At 60.5% G+C, this 17,019-nt stretch carries 19 protein-coding genes and 1 pseudogene; 17 read left to right on the top strand and 3 right to left on the bottom strand.

All coding sequences use genetic code 11. From position 1 onward, the window contains the following. Window positions 1–161: 161 nt before the first annotated feature. Window positions 162–1,376 (bottom strand): LysR family transcriptional regulator, encoded by a 1,215-nt coding sequence (locus ACP151_RS09660; protein WP_424978683.1) that lies wholly within the window; start codon window positions 1,374–1,376, stop codon window positions 162–164. On the opposite strand from ACP151_RS09660, the gene ACP151_RS09655 reads away from it, so the two are divergent. Both ACP151_RS09655 and ACP151_RS09650 read left to right on the top strand, forming a co-directional pair. After that, a complete protein-coding gene (locus tag ACP151_RS09655) occupies window positions 1,296–2,438 on the top strand; it encodes a mandelate racemase/muconate lactonizing enzyme family protein (protein WP_424978681.1) in 1,143 nt (380 codons plus the stop codon). The genes ACP151_RS09660 and ACP151_RS09655 overlap by 81 nt on opposite strands. A gap of 2 nt (window positions 2,439–2,440) precedes the next feature. Next, a complete protein-coding gene (locus tag ACP151_RS09650) occupies window positions 2,441–3,460 on the top strand; it encodes an Ldh family oxidoreductase (protein ID WP_424978680.1) in 1,020 nt (339 codons plus the stop codon). Window positions 3,461–3,976: 516 nt separating this feature from the next. Here the strand turns inward: ACP151_RS09650 and ACP151_RS09645 are convergent. After that, window positions 3,977–5,011, bottom strand: a complete 1,035-nt coding sequence (locus tag ACP151_RS09645) for a LacI family DNA-binding transcriptional regulator (protein WP_424978679.1) — start codon at window positions 5,009–5,011, stop codon at window positions 3,977–3,979. 131 nt (window positions 5,012–5,142) lie between these two features. On the opposite strand from ACP151_RS09645, the gene ACP151_RS09640 reads away from it, so the two are divergent. The 11 genes from ACP151_RS09640 (at window position 5,143) to ACP151_RS09590 (ending at window position 14,154) form a co-directional block, all read left to right on the top strand. Then, entirely contained in the window at window positions 5,143–5,328 is a 186-nt protein-coding gene (locus ACP151_RS09640; protein ID WP_424978678.1) for a hypothetical protein, read from the top strand. A 23-nt stretch (window positions 5,329–5,351) separates the two neighbouring features. Then, on the top strand, window positions 5,352–6,497 hold the full coding sequence (locus ACP151_RS09635; RefSeq protein WP_424978677.1) for a TRAP transporter substrate-binding protein: 1,146 nt from the start codon (window positions 5,352–5,354) through the stop codon (window positions 6,495–6,497). A 109-nt stretch (window positions 6,498–6,606) separates the two neighbouring features. Continuing rightward, window positions 6,607–7,119 carry a TRAP transporter small permease gene (locus tag ACP151_RS09630; RefSeq protein WP_424978676.1) on the top strand — a complete coding sequence of 171 codons (513 nt, stop codon included), beginning with the start codon at window positions 6,607–6,609 and terminating at the stop codon, window positions 7,117–7,119. 13 nt (window positions 7,120–7,132) lie between these two features. Then, window positions 7,133–8,461 (top strand): TRAP transporter large permease, encoded by a 1,329-nt coding sequence (locus ACP151_RS09625; RefSeq protein ID WP_424978675.1) that lies wholly within the window; start codon window positions 7,133–7,135, stop codon window positions 8,459–8,461. A gap of 12 nt (window positions 8,462–8,473) precedes the next feature. After that, window positions 8,474–9,781 (top strand): histidinol dehydrogenase, encoded by a 1,308-nt coding sequence (gene hisD / locus ACP151_RS09620; RefSeq protein WP_424978674.1) that lies wholly within the window; start codon window positions 8,474–8,476, stop codon window positions 9,779–9,781. Beyond that, complete coding sequence (locus ACP151_RS09615; protein ID WP_424978673.1) at window positions 9,774–10,535, top strand: SDR family NAD(P)-dependent oxidoreductase; 762 nt, start codon at window positions 9,774–9,776, stop codon at window positions 10,533–10,535. The genes hisD and ACP151_RS09615 overlap by 8 nt, the downstream gene beginning before the upstream one ends. Then, complete coding sequence (locus tag ACP151_RS09610) at window positions 10,532–11,512, top strand: alcohol dehydrogenase catalytic domain-containing protein (protein WP_424978672.1); 981 nt, start codon at window positions 10,532–10,534, stop codon at window positions 11,510–11,512. The genes ACP151_RS09615 and ACP151_RS09610 overlap by 4 nt, the downstream gene beginning before the upstream one ends. 30 nt (window positions 11,513–11,542) lie before the next feature. Further along, on the top strand, window positions 11,543–11,953 hold the full coding sequence (locus ACP151_RS09605; RefSeq protein ID WP_424978671.1) for a universal stress protein: 411 nt from the start codon (window positions 11,543–11,545) through the stop codon (window positions 11,951–11,953). Window positions 11,954–11,990: 37 nt separating this feature from the next. Further along, complete coding sequence (gene comD, locus ACP151_RS09600) at window positions 11,991–12,497, top strand: sulfopyruvate decarboxylase subunit alpha (protein WP_424978670.1); 507 nt, start codon at window positions 11,991–11,993, stop codon at window positions 12,495–12,497. Beyond that, entirely contained in the window at window positions 12,494–13,048 is a 555-nt protein-coding gene (comE, locus tag ACP151_RS09595; RefSeq protein ID WP_424978669.1) for a sulfopyruvate decarboxylase subunit beta, read from the top strand. The genes comD and comE overlap by 4 nt, the downstream gene beginning before the upstream one ends. Then, window positions 13,048–14,154, top strand: a complete 1,107-nt coding sequence (locus tag ACP151_RS09590) for an alpha-hydroxy acid oxidase (protein ID WP_424978668.1) — start codon at window positions 13,048–13,050, stop codon at window positions 14,152–14,154. Before comE ends, ACP151_RS09590 begins: the two co-directional genes overlap by 1 nt. Before the next feature lie 490 nt (window positions 14,155–14,644). Here ACP151_RS09590 and ACP151_RS09585 read toward each other — a convergent pair whose 3' ends face one another. Continuing rightward, window positions 14,645–14,845, bottom strand: a complete 201-nt coding sequence (locus ACP151_RS09585) for a hypothetical protein (RefSeq protein WP_424978667.1) — start codon at window positions 14,843–14,845, stop codon at window positions 14,645–14,647. 99 nt (window positions 14,846–14,944) lie between these two features. On the opposite strand from ACP151_RS09585, the gene ACP151_RS09580 reads away from it, so the two are divergent. The 4 genes and pseudogenes from ACP151_RS09580 to ACP151_RS09565 all read left to right on the top strand — a co-directional run. Beyond that, window positions 14,945–15,817, top strand: coding sequence for a LysR substrate-binding domain-containing protein (locus ACP151_RS09580; RefSeq protein WP_424978666.1), 873 nt, complete (start codon window positions 14,945–14,947; stop codon window positions 15,815–15,817). A gap of 229 nt (window positions 15,818–16,046) precedes the next feature. Next, window positions 16,047–16,286 carry a transposase gene (locus tag ACP151_RS09575; RefSeq protein ID WP_424978665.1) on the top strand — a complete coding sequence of 80 codons (240 nt, stop codon included), beginning with the start codon at window positions 16,047–16,049 and terminating at the stop codon, window positions 16,284–16,286. A 50-nt stretch (window positions 16,287–16,336) separates the two neighbouring features. Continuing rightward, a pseudogene (locus tag ACP151_RS09570) lies at window positions 16,337–16,603 on the top strand (IS3 family transposase); the annotation flags it as partial. A 113-nt stretch (window positions 16,604–16,716) separates the two neighbouring features. Beyond that, the coding region (locus tag ACP151_RS09565) for a transposase (protein ID WP_424978664.1) at window positions 16,717–17,019 on the top strand (303 nt) is incomplete at its 3' end.

The raw sequence follows: 17,019 nt of genomic DNA, 5'->3' as shown, positions 1-17,019 counted from the left end.
ACGGCCGCCGGTAACGCCTCCTCCAGCATGTTCTTTTGAGCAGACGCGGTTTGACGTTTGTTCCGCTAGCCCCTCCCTGAGATCCATTGCCTTGCGGCGCAGGTCCTTGATCTTCGCAGGTGCGATTGGGTTGGTTCAGGAGATTGGAAGCAGGCGTTCATTCAAGTCCTGTCCTGTGAACCGGGTGGTGCATGCCGGGCAAGAAGGTCAGGCATGGCCATTTCCAAGGCTCTGACTTTGCTCTGGACGCCTTCCATGACCTGTTTGGCGACAGGTGACGGGCGTAAATGCTTTTGCCGGATCAACTGGCAGCTTCGCCAACCTTTTTCCGTGTCTATCGGTCGGAACACCAGGTCAGTATGAGCACTTAGCTGCGCGGATAGTGCGGGCAGGATCAGCACGCCTAGGCCCGCCCGCGCCATGGTTTCCATTGTCATTAGCCGTGATGCTTCAGCAGCGTAGGTGAACTCTGCCTGAAGGGTTTTCTCAAAGATCCCGATTGTGCGGTTGGCGGAGGTATCCGCCGGCGGTCGGATGAGCTCGAAGGGCAGGATATCTTCGATGCTGACAGATCCGGTGCTGGCCAGCGGGTGATCCTGAAGACAGACAACGCAGGGGCGGTCGGAAAGCAGGAATGTACAGGACAGGGCCGTGTCGCTGCCAGTCATGGAGGTCAGCGCAAAATCCACTTCGCCCGCGCGCACCATGTCGTAGACCCGGTGATCGTCCACTTCGCGAAACACCGGGAAAACCCCGGTCCCGGATCGGCGAAGCTCTGTTATTGCCGGTACCAGAAGATGCGCGACCAGCGAGGTCGGGGTGGCAATCTGCAGGCTGTTCCGGCCCCCCTCGGCCACCGCTCGCGCCTTGTCGAACAGCAGTTTGGCGGATTGCTCGAACCGCTCCAGTTCCGGCATCAGGGCCTGCGCTTCGGCGGTTGGCAGCACCACTCCCCGGCTGCGCTCAATCAGGCGGACACCGACGATCTCTTCGAGGCGGGAGATGTGTTGGGTCACCGCGGGCTGGGTCAGATTCAGAGCATGCGCAGCCTGGGTGTAGCTTTGCATCTGAAGGACGGTCAGGAAGCTCTGGACGAGTTTCGGCGGCAAGTCGGGGCGGCGCATAACGGAGGCTTCTCTATTATCATGAATATTTATTGGATTAACCTTCCATAACGTAACAGGGTTGTTCGCGACAGCCGGGGCAAAGCAAGGGCCGTGCAGGCCGCCCGCAGGTCCCGTCAGGAAACGCTGCCTGGGCGGCTGATCGTGTGAAATGGTCTGGGGAGCATTGCCATGAACATCAAAGACATCCGCATCACACCGCTGCGGCTGGAAACGCGGGTTCCATACGTCTGGTCGCAGGGTGTCGAGCATGCCTTCACCGTGAACCTGATTGAGATGGAGGCCGAAGACGGCACCATCGGCTATGGTGAGACAACTGCCGCGCCGGATGCGGATGCGCAGAAGATCATCCTGGAAAAGCTGGCCGGATCTTACATTGGCCGTTCCGTTTTCGATATCTCATCCGCGCAGGACGATGCTTACCGGCGTCATTTTCTGGTCTTTGGCGGCAATATGCAGCGCTATGCCAACCAGTTGTTTTGCGGGCTGGAAATGGCAGCGCTTGACCTGCAGGGCAAGCTGATGGGCCGTCCCGTCTGGGAGTTGCTGGGCGGTGAAAAGCGCAAAGACGTCGGGTATTTCTACTTTCTTCAGGGGCAAACCACCGAAGAGCTGGTGGCCGATGCACGCGCCGGAGTCAAAGCAGGCCATCCGATCCTCTATTTGAAAGTCGGGATCTCGGCTGAGTATGACCTGGCCAATATCCGGGCCATCCGGCAGGCGATTGGCCCGGATCACCGCCTGCGGTTGGATGCCAATGAAGGCTGGCCGCCCGCCCATGCGCTGCGCATGATCAATGCCATCGCGGATTGCAATATCGAATATATCGAGCAGCCCACCACCAGCCTGTCGCTGGCGCCGCTTAAACATCTGAAAGAACGCTCTCCCATTGCTTTGGGGGCAGATCAGAGCGTCTTTACCCTGCAGGAGGTCTTTCAGGCCTGCGCCGGCGGGGTGGCGGACATGATAGCCGTCGGCCCGCGTGAGATTGGAGGGCTGAAAGGGATGATGAAGGCCTCGGCCATCTGCGAAGGCGCCGGGATCACCCTGTGCATCCACTCCAGCATGACCACAGGCATCACCACCTGCGCAGAACATCACATCGGACGCGCTGCGGCCAATCTGGATGATGGCAATCAGATCATGTGGCAGCTGCTGAAAGACAATATCATCGCCTCTCCCTGTCTGGAGCCGCAAAAGGGCATTCTGTCTCTTGAAGGGCGCCCCGGCCTTGGCTTTGAGCTTGATTTTGATGCTGTCGCCGAGGCCGCCGATGCACATCGCGCTTATGCCAAGGCGCAGGGGGGAGCCTGAACATGCCTCAGATCAGCGCCAAAGAGTTGGAAACCCTGGCCTGCGCCTATCTGACAGATGCCAGTGCCGCCCCCGGAGCCGCGGCCCAGGTGGCCCACGCCATGGTTCAGGCCGAAACAGAAAGGAACCCGGTATGCGGGCTGTACTACCTGACAGTGTTCAAGGAACAGATGGCCCTGGGAAAAGTTGACGGGCAGGCAGAACCCTCCGTTCTTTCCTCTGTCGGAAGCGCCATCATGGTGGATGCGGTTGGCGGGTTTGCCCATCCGGCGATCAGTCTTGCCACCAATGCGCTGATCACCAAGGCAAGGGAACAGGGCATTGCAGCGGCCGGGATCACCCGGTCCTATAATGCACTGTCGCTTGCCCATCATGTGCTGCCGCTGGCCGAAGCCGGATTGATCGGGCTGTGCTGTTCAAACGCCCCGGCCAGTGTGGCCCCGCCGGGCGGAACTGCGCCACTGTTCGGAACCAACCCGATGGCCTTTGCGGTGCCGGGATCGGACGGGCCTGCGGTTGTCATCGACCAGTCAGCAAGCGCGGTTACCAAGACGGCAATCCTGATGCGAGAAAAGGCGGGCGGAGAAATGCCGCTGGGCTGGGCTCAGGACCAGGGCGGCCAGCCGACACGGGATCCTGCAGCCGGGCTGGCCGGTTCGCTCTTGCCCTACGGCGGACAGAAGGGCGCCAACATCGGCCTGATGGTCGAAATCCTCGCCGCCGCCCTGACCGGCGCGCAGCTGAGTACGCAGGCGCCGTCCTTTTCCGGGCGGGATACAGGCAACCCCGGTGTCGGTCAGTTCCTGCTGGCCATTGATCCGGCCCATTTCAGCGGCGCGCAGTTTGCACAATCACTGACCAGGCTTGCCGGAACCTATGACGCTGCGGACGTGCGTCTGCCCGGCAGTAAATTTCGCACGGATCTGAACCGCCCGGCGCTGCAAATGATCACGATTGATGCAGAACTCCTTGCCGAGTTGCGGGCCGTGCCGAAGCAATCACCCCCCCCTGAGGAAACCTGAATAAGTTTCATAGTCTTTGAGCCCGACAGAGTGGCAGATGGCGACTTGTGCGATCGTATGCGCAACCCTTGGCCAGCGCATGTGAGCGGATGCAACAAGTTCGGCTACTTCTGGCACTTCGGTCTGCAGACCTGCGGCACCCGAGAGGCCAGCCGGGCCAAAATTCCTGCGCTTTCCCTATAGCCGCATAAATTCCCCGCGGCTTCAGCTTTGGGAGGGTTTCCAGCGCGGGCCACGCTCAATCGGTGCTGAAATGTTACGCTATGGTTCGCATCGAAAAATCTTCACCTTTGCGGCCATTCATTACCAACCGACCTCCGCGTTGAAGCGTTCATGGCTCCTGCCATTGGCAATCTGATGCAGCGTTCACTTACAGTCGTAACTCGTGAAAGAACTGCCGCGAGTTGTGGTTCCTGATCAGACACATTTTTGCATCCGGTTTGAACAGGTTAGATCTCTGCTCAGGAGCATCTGGTTTCGATACATGTGCCAGCTGCCTGATGCTTACTTAGTAACCTATGGCAATTGTTGGCGTGGTGGGCCAGCCAGGGAACAGCGGTTCACAAGCCTTGTTTTTATGCAGACTGACCGGCCTTCTGAACTGCCTTCGACCATTGCCATCAATTCGATCGCGGCCTTGCGCCCCATTTCCCGGTGGGGGACATGAACCGTGGTCAAGGCCGGGCTGACGATTTCGGCCAGCTCAATGTCATCAAAGCCTGTGACTGAAACTTGCTCGGGCACATTTATTCCCAGCCTTCCTGCTTCGCGCAGTGCGCCCGCCGCAAGGACATCGTTGCCGCACATGACAACCGTCGGCCTCGGGGTCAGCGTCATTAGCTGTTCAAAGGCCTCTGCGCCCTTTTCAATCTCATAGTCCGTTTCAATCAGCGTCAGGGCATTTGCATCGAGGCCGTATTCCCCCATGGCGCGCCTGACGCCGTCAACGCGGCTTTGCGCCCGGTCGTTGCCCAAAGTCCGACCAGAAATCATCGCAATACGCCGGTGCCCGGCCGAAATCACTTTCTGTGCCAGTTCTCCCATGGCTTCTGTATTGCTGAACCCGACAGATGGCCGCGTTGCCGTCGGGTCATAGGACCAGGCCACCATTGAAGGGACCTGATGGCGTTCCAGATACTGATAGATTTCCGGATTGCGGGCATGACCGATCAGCAGCAGGCCATCAGCCCCGCGGGCAACAAGTGTGCGGATCTGCTCGCGCTCCATCTCGGGATCATAAGCTGAGCTGGACACCAGCAACGTATAGCCGCTCTCGCGCAGCTGGTTCTGAAACTCCTGCAGGCCACGGGCAAAGATTGCATTGTCCATCGTTGGTATTATGGCGCCAATGGTGAAACTGCGGCGGGCGGCCATGACCTGGGCCGCATAGTTCGGCGTGTAGCCCAGTGATTCGACAGCTTGCATCACCCGCTGGCGGGTTGCTTCAATTACCCGCTCCGGCGCGTTCAGGCAGCGCGATACTGTGGCGGTGGAAACTCCGGCCGCCTTGGCAACATCGTTAAGTGTCGGAGCTGAACGGGTTTTTCCCATGTGACGCCTGCCTTGTCCCTTCTTCATTTCATAGCACAAAAAGAACGGCTTGCCATCTGCTTATGTAAGCGCTTGCATTTGCGATGTAAGCGCTTACAAATGGGTTCGAGATAACAAACCGGGATCTTGTGATGTTCCTTTGGACTGCCGCCGCCGTCTTTGCCGTGTTTTTTGCCAATGTTGCTTTGGGCGCCTTTGGCGGCGGCGGGTTTTTGGGGGACGTCGGAGAGATGCTGGTTCTGTTTGCCGCCGCAATCCTGTTTGTGGCGGCCATTCTCAAACGCGAAGCTGACCATAAAAACAACAACGGCAGCTGATGGATTTTCAAGGGAGGAAGACAATGACGAATGGCAAGGATGGCCTCAAATCTGCTGAGCGCCGGAACTTTCTGAAACTGGCCTCAGCCGGTTCTTTCACCGCAGCGCTGGTGGCTGGCGCAGGCGGCATGCTGTGGTCATCCGAGGCAGCTGCCCAGACCGCCAAAGAAGAAAAAGAGCGCGAGCGCGCGGCAGAGCATATCATGACCGTTGCCACCGCTTATGTGCTGGGCGCGTCGCGCAGCTATCCGATCATGCAGCTGGATCTGAAGGAAAACATCCAGAACGCCACCAATGGTAAGGTCTATGTCAAACTGGCGCCCGGTGGGCAGCTGGGCGCAGGCGGCGCCTTGGTGCAGAAAGTGCAGGGCGGCACCATTCAGGCGGCACAGCATTCGCTGTCAAACTTTGCCCCCTTCGCCTCTACCGTTGATCTGATCAACATGCCTTACCTCTGTGGGTCCAACCAGCGGTTCACCAATCTGGTGAACTCGGATTTCTGGAAGGCGGAGGTGCATCCCAAGGTCGAGGCCAACGGGTTCAAGGCGCTGTTCTATGTGAACATCGATCCCCGTGTGGTTGCTGTGCGCAAGGGCGGCAATGCGGTGACCTCGCCCGGTGACATGGCAGGCGTGAAATTCCGCGTGCCGGGTTCGAAGATGCTGCAGCAGTATTACCGCATGGTCGGCGCCAACCCGACGCCGGTCGCCTGGGGTGAGACTCCTTCGGCGATCAAACAGGGGGTGGCGGATGCGCTCGATCCCTCCGTCGGTGCTCTTTATGTCTTTGGTTTCAAGGATATCCTCAGCCATGTGACCTTCACCCAAGCCGTGCCGGACAGTCAGGTCTATTCCTGCAATCTGGAGTGGTTCAACTCACTGCCTGCCGATGTGCAGGAAGGGGTGATGTGGGGCTCTGAACTGACCGCGCATCAGAATCTGGCCAAGGTGCCCTCGGCCCGGGCCTATGCAATGGCGGAACTGGCCAAGGCCGGTGTCGAGTTCCATGCTCTCAGCGATGATCAGCTGGGCGAGTGGAAAGAGGCGGGCGGCTATCAGCGCAGCGAATGGGATGCCTTCAAGACGGAACTGGCAGGCTCCATGGATAATTTCGCCAAGCTGGAAGAGGCCGCTGGCACGCAGGGCAAATATTACATCCACGACGCCTGAGGCTTGTAGTGCGGGCGCCGGTTTGCGGCGCCCGACCATTTCCAACAGCCACCTTTGCAACAGCCTGACCGGCTGACTGCACAGGTGTGCCTGAACCACGGGAACAGCAATGAACTTCCTGCGAACCCTCGACAAGAACGCAGAGCGCTGGCTGCTTCTGGTGTTCTACGTGATGCTGGTCATCACCATGGCGATTGAGGTGATCCGGCGCGAGCTGTTTGCCTTTTCCTCGATCTGGGGCGAGGAGATCGTCCGCTATTCCTTTATCTACCTGGCCTGGATCGGTGCCGCAGCAGCGGTCAAGGAACGCGCCCATATCCGTATCGACGTGATCCTGCACTACCTTGGCCCGCGGCCCAAGGCGCTGATCTATATCTTTGGCGATCTGGTGATGTTCATCGTCGCCCTGGTGGCACTCTACTGGTCGTTCGAAACTGTGCTCGTCTCGGCCAAATTCGGATCGGTCAGCCACGGGCTGCGGATCTCGATGGTGTGGTTCTTGATGGCGGTGCCCGCGGGCTTTGCGCTGATAGTCTGGCGCCTTTTGCAATCCTTTTTGCGCGACTGGCGCAGCCTTCGCGACGGCACGCCCGTCTTTGAAGGCGACAAGCTGTTTGACTGAGGGGCCTTAAGCAATGCTGTGGAATACACTCAATCAAACGGTCGAGCTGGGCTGGGACTTCTACCTTCCGGTAATCATGTTTGTAGGGCTGATCGCGCTGGCGGTGCCGGTCTGGGCCGCGATTGGCGCCGCTGCTATCACCATGTTGGTGATGTCCGGCGACCTGCCGCTGAGCGCCATCGGTGAAAGCCTGTTCACCGGCATTGATGCCTTTGCGCTGACTGCGGTGCCGCTGTTCATCCTGACCGGCGATGTGCTGGTCAGAACCGGGCTCAGCAAAAAATTCCTCGATGTGGCCGAGGCGCTGACCTGCTGGACCCGTGGCGGCTTCGGTTCGGCCACGGTGCTGGTCTGCGGCATGTTCGCGGCGATCTCTGGCTCTGACGCCGCCGGCGCTGCGGCTGTGGGCCGGATGACCATCAACCGGCTGGTCGAAAGCGGCTATCCGCGCCCCTATGCCTGCGCTTTGGTGGCGGCTGGCGCCTGCACCGGCATTCTGATCCCACCCTCCATCGCCTATATCATCATCGGCCTGGTGCTGGGCATTTCCGCCTCCACCCTGTTCCTGGCAGCGCTGATTCCGGGGATTGCGATATTGGTGTCCATTCTCGTCACCAATATCATCATGAACCGGCTCTACACCTATGAGACAGGCGGCAATATGGGGCTGAGCGAATGGCTGGGCAATCTGGGCCAGGCGCTGAAGTCCGGCTGGTATGCCTTCATCGTGCCGGGCATCATCTTTTATGGCATCTTCTCGGGCCGCCTGACCCCGACCGAGGCCGGCGCAACAGCAGTTGTCGTTACCATCCTGATGGGCTTCCTGCTTGGCACCCTGAAGCTGGCGGACTTCCCGGCGATGCTGGTCAGCTCGGCCAAGGTGAACGGGGTGATCCTGCCAATCATCGCCTTTTCAGCCCCGCTGGCAGAGGCACTGGCCATCATGGGCGTGCCACAGGGTTTCGTGACGGTGGTGACAGGGCTGACTGATGATCCGTCAATGCTGATCCTGCTGATGATCTGCATTCTGATTGCGGCGGGCTGCGTGATGGAGACGACGCCAAATATCGTGATCCTGGCGCCGATCCTGAAGCCGCTGGCTGACAACATCGGCATGAACGAAATTCAGTTCTGCATCATGATGATCACCGCCTTGGGCGTGGGTTTCATCACCCCGCCGCTGGGCCTCAACCTGTTTGTCGTCTCTGGCATCACCGGCGAGTCCATCCTCAAGATTGCCGCCCGCGCCATTCCGTTTGTGCTGACCATGCTGATCGTGGTGCTGCTGATCGCCTACATCCCGGCGATCTCGACCACGCTGCTTCCTGATATCTACAAGTAGGACCCCCTGGAAATGACCCGAGAATATCTGAAGAAGGCTGCCCTGACCCCCAAGTCGGATGCTTCTGAGACCCACAGGATTGTTCAGGATATCCTGGACGATATCGAGGCGGGTGGCGACGCCAAGGCATTGGAATATGCCGCCAAATTCGACCGATACGAGGGCAATGTGCTGCTGACAGCCCAGGAGATCGAAGCGGCCTGCGCGCTGGTGCCCGAGAAGCTGAAGGCGGATATCCGGTTTTCGCACGACAATGTACGGCGCTTTGCGGAGCTGCAAAAAAGCACGATGCAAGACGTGGAAACCGAAATCTCTCCTGGTTTCATCACCGGGCAGAAGGTGATCCCGGTGGATGCGGCGGGCTGCTATGTGCCGGGCGGGCGCTACAGCCATATCGCAAGCGCTATCATGACCGTGACCACTGCCAAGGTGGCCGGCTGCAAGCATATCACTGCCTGCTCGCCGCCGCACCCCGGTGTGGGTGTGGCCCCTGCCATCATCTATGCGGCTCATATCTGCGGCGCCGACAAGATCATGGCGATGGGGGGCGTGCAGGGGGTTGCGGCCATGACCTTTGGCCTTTTTGGCCTGCCCAAGGCCAATATCCTGGTCGGCCCCGGCAACCAGTTCGTGGCAGAGGCCAAGCGCATCCTGTTCGGCCGTGTCGGTATCGACATGATCGCGGGCCCCACTGACAGCCTGATCCTGGCCGACGCAACGGCGGATGCGCATATCGTTGCCACCGATCTGGTCAGCCAGGCAGAGCATGGCTACAACTCGCCGGTCTGGCTGGTGACGGATGACCGCAGCCTGGCCGAGGAGGTCATGCGGCTGGTGCCGGGGCTGATTGGTGACCTGCCTGAGGTCAACCGCGACAATGCCGCTGCGGCCTGGCGCGATTATGCGGAAGTCATCCTATGTGACGACCGCGAAGAGATGGCCGCCTGCTCCGACGACTATGCGCCTGAACATCTGACCGTGCAGGCTGAGGGTCTGGATTGGTGGCTGGAAAGGCTCACCTGCTATGGCTCGCTGTTTTTGGGCGAAGAAACCACGGTGTCCTATGGCGACAAGGCGGCGGGCACCAATCACGTGCTGCCAACCTCGCGCGCGGCCAGCTATACCGGTGGGCTCAGCGTTCACAAATACATGAAAATCGTCACCTGGCAGCGCGCCACCCGTGAAGGCTCCAAACCGGTGGCCGAGGCCACGGCGCGGATTGCCCGGCTGGAGGGGATGGAAGGCCACGCCCGCGCGGCTGACGTGCGGTTGGCCAAGTATTTCCCGGATGAAACCTTTGACCTGACCGCAAATGGCTGACCCGCGCGCCCTGTTCGACCTGTCGGGCCGTACTGTCTGCATCACCGGCGCCAGCTCCGGGCTGGGGCGTCGGGCGACTGTGGCGCTCGCCGCCGCAGGCGCACAGGTGGTGGCGGTGGCACGGCGGGCGGAGGCTTTGGAAAGCCTCTGTGCAGAGATTGGGACCGCCGCCGCATATGTCACGGCGGATGTAGCAGACCGCAGTGCATTGGACGGGCTGCGGCAGGCAGTCTGCACCCCCTTTGGGGCGCCAGACATCCTGATCCATGCGGCGGGGGTGAACACGCGGCAGGCGGCAGATGAGGTCACCATTTCCGAATGGGACCAAACGCTGGCGCTGAACCTTTCCGCCCCGTTCTTCCTTAGCCAGGCATTGGTGCCTGCGATGAAGGACCGGGGCTGGGGGCGGGTCGTCAACTTCGCCTCGCTGCAGACAACCCGTGCCTTTCCCGGCGGCATCGCCTATGGCGCCAGCAAGGGCGGGGTTGCCCAGCTGACCCGCGCCATGGCTGAGGCCTGGTCGCCCCATGGCATCACCGCAAATGCGATCGGCCCGGGCTTCTTTCCAACCGAACTGACCCAGGCGGTATTCAACGACGAACAGCGCGCTGCCCGAAACGCGGCGCAGACCTGCATCGGCCGCAATGGCCGGCTGGAGGATATCGACGGGCCGCTGCTGTTCCTGTGCTCAGAGGCGTCAGCCTATGTCACCGGGCAAGTCCTGATGGTTGACGGGGGGTTTACAGCGAAATGAAGGCCTTGGTCTATGAAGGAATAGAAGCGCTGGCGCTGCGCGATGTGCCAATGACGGTGGCCAAGCCGGGTGAACATCTGATCCGGATACATGCTTCAGGCATTTGCGGGTCCGACATGCATGCCTACCTGGGCCACGACGACCGCCGCCCGGCGCCCTTGGTCCTGGGGCATGAAGCCGCTGGCGTCATCGAAGACGGGACACAAGCGGGACGCAGGGTGACCATAAACCCACTGGTCACCTGCGGCAGCTGCGCCGCCTGTATCTCTGGCCGTGAAAACCTCTGCGCCAGCCGCCAGATCATTTCGATGCCGCCGCGCGAAGGGGCCTTTGCACAGTTCGTGGCTATGCCAGAACGCAATCTTGTGACGGTGCCGGATGACGTGCCGCTGGCCAAGGCAGCACTGGCGGAACCGTTGGCTGTCAGCTGGCACGCCGCCCGGCTGGCCCTGGGCGCGCTGCACCCGGCCACGGAGCGCCGCGCGCTGGTGATCGGCGGCGGCGCCATCGGGCTGGCGGCTGCACTGGGACTGCGGGCGATGGGGGTGGAGGATGTCACAATCCAGGAACCCAACGCTGCACGCCGGGACTATCTGAACGCCTGCTGCGGCCAGCAGGCCGTGGCAGAGTTTGGCGGCATGGCGCCTGTGGTGATCGACGCCGTGGGATATGCCGCCACCCGCGCCGCCGCGTCGGCCATCGCTGCGCCCGGTGGGGTGATTGCGCATGTGGGACTGGGCGAAGACACCGGGGGCTTGGATGTCCGTCGCCTGACGCTTCAGGAAATCAGCTTTATCGGCACCTACACATATACCGCGCAGGATTTCCGCGACACCGCGCAGGCTATTTTCAACGGCCGCTTAGGTCCGCTGGACTGGTCTGAAATGAGGCCGCTGTCGGACGGCGCCGCCGCCTTTCGCGCGTTGCGGCAAGGCGTGGTGGCGGCCCCCAAGATCATCCTTGACCCCTGGGCCTGAACTATCTGCCCAAGTAAACGGAGAGAACCCATGTATGACAACATCCTGGTTCCTATGGCTCTGGACCATGGGGTTTCCGGCACAACGTTGAAGGCCGCCGCCACCCTGTGCAACCCGGGCGGGCGCATCACAGCGCTTCATGTCTACGAAGCGCCGCAAGGCTCTGTGAACGCCTATTTGGACGAGAAGGCTGTCCGCGAAGGCTTGGAAAATGCCCGGCAGAGATTGGCCAAGAAAACCGCCGACTATGGTGATGTAGACGCGCAAATCGTCAAGGGGCGGTCGTACCGTGCCATTGTTGAATACGCGGAAAAACACGGGATCGATTGTATCGTTGTCGGCTCCCATAAACCGGGCCTTAGCGACTTTTTCCTGGGCACAACGGCCGCGCGGGTGGTCCGCCACGCATCTTGTGCAGTCCATGTCTGCCGCACGGCCTGATCCTGAAAAAAGACACCCGAAACAAAGGCAACCGACCATGAATATAGATAAGAGGATCGCAGACGATCTGGCCGCCAACGGCGTCTCTTTCGTCACCACTGTGCCCTGCAAGCAGCTGGCCGGCGTGATCGACGAGATCGACCAGCACGACGATATTTTCCACATCCCCTCCAACAAGGAGGACGAGGGCATGGGGCTGTGCGCCGGCGCCTGGATGGGCGGCAAGCGGCCCGCCATCATCATGCAGAACACCGCCATCGGGGTCACCATCAATACGCTGGCGACACTGATCCAATATTACCGGATGCCCTTGCCGATGCTGATCTCCTACCGTGGCGAGCTGCGTGAGCCGGTCGCCTGCCAAGTGGAAATGGCGGTGCACACCAAGGCGCTGCTGGCCCAGCTCAATATCCCGACCTATCACTTTCACTGGCAGAAGGATGTCGAGGAACTGGACAACATCCTGAAATACACCTTCATGTGCAACAAACCCGTTGCCATCCTGACCGATGCCAATTTTTGGGGAGGCTATGGCGACCAATGATCCGTTCTGAAATCCTGAGAGAAATCGCCCCGATCCTGCGCAACGAACTGGTGGTCTGCAACATCGGCATTCCCAGCCAGGAGCTGCATGCCATCGACGACCAGCCGAGCAATTTCTATATGCTGGGCACCATGGGCCTGGCTTCGTCTATCGGGCTGGGCCTTGCGTTGGCGCAGCCGAAACCGGTGATTGTGATCGACGGTGACGGCTCGATCCTCACCAATCTGGGCACCTTGCCGACCATCGGCAACAACGCGCCCGGGAATTATATCCTGATGATTATAGACAATGGCTCTTATGGCTCCACCGGCGATCAGCCGACCTATACCAGCCAGCGCACTGATCTGGCGGGCATGACTCGCGCTGCGGGCTGCGCCCGGGTGGTGGAGGTGCAGGACAAGGATACCGGCCCGGCGCTCGAAGACGCGCTGACCAGCGGCGAGGCCACGGTGCTGGTGGTCAAATGCGACAGTGGCAACGCCAAGATGCCGGTGATCACCATGGACCCGGTGGTAATCCGCGACCGGTTCATGCAGGCCGTGGCCGGCTGATGGGGGCAGGCGCCATCCATTCGGCCAAGGATGCCCGCCGCTTGGCCCGGCGGCGGCTCCCTTGGATGGTCTTTGACTATATCGACGGCGCCGCCGGGCAGGAAACCGGAGCAGCGCGCAACCGTGCCGCCCTTGATGCCATCACCCTGCGGCCCCGCATCCTGCGCGATGTCAGCCAGCGGTCGCTGACCACGGAAATATTTGGCGCCGAGGCAGACCGGCCTTTTGGCATTGCCCCCATGGGCATGTGCAACCTCGCGGCGCCCGGCGCCGATCTGATGCTGGCCCGGCTGGCGGCGCGCTATCGGGTGCCGCATGGGGTTTCCACCGTCGCCTCGACTCCTTTGGAAACCATCCTAGAGGCGGCAGAAGGATATGCCTGGTTCCAGCTATATTTCAGCGGTGACGGCAGCGGCGCTTTCAAACTGGCTGAGCGCGCCAAGGCTGCTGGCTATCAAACCCTTGTACTGACAGTGGATGTACCCGAAGTCGGGCGCCGCCCGCGCGAGCTGCGCCATGGTTTTACAATGCCCTTCCGTATCGGTCCCAGCCAGTTCTTTGACTTTGCCATGCATCCGCGCTGGTCCCTGAGGACGCTTATTGCAGGCAGGCCGGACATGGCGAACTTTAAGATGGAGGGATATGATTTCGATCGCACCGAGAGCCGGGCGCGGGCAACCTGGGACACGCTGACCCGGCTGCGGGACCTCTGGCCCGGGAAACTGGTGGTGAAAGGTGTTCTGGACAGTGAGGACGCCCGCGCACTGGTTGCAGCAGGCGTTGATGCCATCCAGGTCTCAAGCCATGGCGCCCGGCAGCTGGAGGCCGCCCCTGCTCCGATAGACATGCTGGCAAAATTCCGCGCCGAACTGGAGCCGGATTTTCCTCTATTCTATGACAGCGGGATTTTGAGCGGAGAAGATATTCTTAGAGCCCTTTCAGTTGGAGCCGACTTTGTCTTTGTCGGAAGGATACTGCAGTTTGCTATCGCAGCTGCCGGAGAGAAAGGGCTGCAACAGCTGTGGGAGGTTCTTAGTCAAGAGCTGAGTATCGCCATGGCCCAAACCGGGCAGATTAGCCTGAATGGTGACAATTCGCGCTGGTAACGCGAGGGTGACTTTTGGGCATTGAGCCCCGACAGGGCGGCGTCATTTGCTGCGCGTCAAATACACGCCCACAAGCCCACATTGATTTGTCAGACATCCGAAATCTCTTGTTTCAAGGTGTCTGGATGCACGGCCAATTTGCCCGCATAGGCCCGCGATTGAATCAGCAGGATCCAGAAATAGTTGCGCCGACTTCAGCCGCTGACACCGGTGCACGAGCCTAGTGGTTCGTTTGTTCGCGCTTATCTATACCCATGGAGGGACGTTGGAATTCTTCTGTTGCTCGGCAATTTATTTACCCCGGTTTGATCCGGATCAAACCGGCCTTTGCGCGGATGGGGTAGAACTGCAGGTGAAAGAGATTGCTGCCTGGCTTAACAGCCCTCCTGAGCAGCATGATATCCCGCAAGGCCGACGTGCAGGCTGAGCGGGGCATGCGCCGGTTTTCCGATCTGTTCGCGCGTTTCCTGGAAAACCGGCGCTTTTTCCGTCAAATCCTCTGCGGATCAATGCAGCGGACCTTCATGGGCCTGCGGTGCAGCCATGCGGTGAGCGCGGCCATCAGACCCGGAGCGCGGGGTGGCGCCTGATAGGAGCTCGGCAGCGGTTTGGCGGGGGGCAGATCACGCAGCCGCACACAGTCCTGGCGGGCGGCGGTCATCATCGAACGGGCGTAGATATCAGTCATCATGTCACGGCTTCCTGTGTTTTCTGTGTGTTCCTGACACTTGCCTGAAAGCGTGATTCCTGCGAGTTAAGAAGACTATCATAATGTAAGGACTGATTACATATGGACTGGCTGCACATGCCTCCGCTCGCGGCACTCCGAGCTTTTTCTGCGTTTGCAGAGGCCGGAAATGTTGTGCAGGCGGGTGCGGCTCTGAATGTCAGCCACGCTGCCATCAGTCAGCAGCTTCGCGCGCTGGAAGGGCATCTGGGCGCTTCGCTGCTGGACCGAAGCGGCCGGGCCCTGGAGCTGACTGCAGATGGTGCGCGCCTTGCCCGAGCGCTGCAGCTGGGGTTCGACGCAATAGAGGCTGCGGTGCGAGAGATTTCTGCCGCTGGTGCGGCCCGGCCGCTGCATGTCACCTGCACGCCTATGTTTGCCGCTCATTGGCTGATGCCGCGGCTGGCGGAGTTTCAGGCGGCGCATCCTGAGATTGACCTGGTGCTGGATCCCCGAGGCGAGATTGTGGAGCTGAAGCAGGGCGGCATCGATCTTGCCATCCGGTATGGTGACGGCAGCTGGCCGGGAATGGAGGCCCGGATGCTGCTGCAGTCACCCATGGTGGTGATTGCTGCGGACAGTCTGTTGAGAGGGCGTAAAGTGGTGGCGCCGGAAGAGTTGCTGGAGCTGCCCTGGCTGGAGGAATTGGGCACGACGGAGGCGTCTCGCTGGCTGCAATCACGGGGGGTCACGGACAGCCTGCGTGGCCCGCGGACCCTGCTGCCCGGGAACCTGCTGATGCAGGCGGTCAGGTCAGGGCAGGGCGTTGCGGTCGCTGTCCAGGCCTTTGTCGCCGAGGACCTGCAAGCCGGCCGACTGTGCGCCTTGTTCACCGAAGGCGAGGGCAGGGGGTATTATGTCGTTACCCGAGCAGGCGTGCTCCGTCCGGAAACCCGGAAGTTCTCAGCCTGGCTCAGCCGCCACGCTAAAGGCTGAAGCACTTGCAGTGGATGCAGCCTGTCTTTTCCACGCTCACCAGTGTTGTGTCCATTAGTGTGAAGGCTGGTGGTCGCGCGGGTCTCGTCAGTTAGCGCGCAACGGATTGTGTTACACCCTGTGTCACAGTTTCGGCCGACTGAGATACTTGAGCCACCCCCCGCAATTCGGACACCGACGTAGGCTACGATTTGTTGTCTGCTGATCTTCGACGAGAAGGAGATCAGAGATGTCGAAACGGAAGCAGCATTCGCCGGATTTCAAGGCGAAGGTGGCGCTTGAGGCGCTGAAGGGCGAGCAGACGGTAGCCGAACTGGCGAGCTGGTTCGGGGTTCACCCGACGATGATCCACACATGGAAGAAGGCTTTGCTGGAAGGCGCGTCGGGCGTGTTCGAGCGCGGCGGCAGAAAGGCCCCTGAGATCAACGATGAGCAAATGAAGGAGCTGCACGCGAAGATCGGGGAGTAGGCCGTGGCCAACGATTTTTTGTCCAGAAAGCTCAAGCCGTGGACCGGCAGATGAGGCGGAAGATGGTTGAACCCGCCAGTCCCGATCTGTCGATCGGCAAGCAGTGCAGGCTGCTGTCGATCTCGCGGTCGTCGTTCTACGACACCCCCAGGGGCGAGACGGCGCTAAAGTTCGCGCTCATGCGCCAAATTGATGAACAATTCCTTGAGACACCGTTCTTCGGTGTGCGGCAGATGACCTGGCATCTACGCAATGAGGGTCATCTGGTGAACGAGAAGCGCATTCGTCGTCTCATGCGGCTGATGGGTCTCATGCCGATTTACCAGAAGCCCAACACCCGCCGCCTGGCAGCACATGCAGAGCATGTGCGAGAGGGGGCAAGGCGGCGAAAGGACACCAGACCTACCCCTACCTGCTGCGCGGGTTGCGGGTGGACCGGCCCACTCAGGTCTGGGCGGCGGACATCACCTATCTGCCGATGCGGCGAGGGTTCCTGTATCTCGTCGCCATCATGGATTGGCACACGCGCAAGGTGCTGGCCTGGCGCATCTCGAACACGTTGGAGGCAGACTTCTGCGTCGACGCGCTGAACGAAGCCATCCACCGGTTTGCGCCGCCAGACATCATGAACACTGACCAGGGCAGTCAGTTCACATCCTTCGCTTGGACAGATCGCTTGCGACGATCCAGCGTGCGGATATCAATGGATGGGAAAGGACGGTTCCTGGACAAC

The organism is Leisingera sp. S232 (assembly GCF_049800895.1).
GTDB lineage: Bacteria > Pseudomonadota > Alphaproteobacteria > Rhodobacterales > Rhodobacteraceae > Leisingera.
Note: the sequence above shows the minus strand (reverse complement) of the source record. Positions and strands in the feature narration are given on the sequence as shown.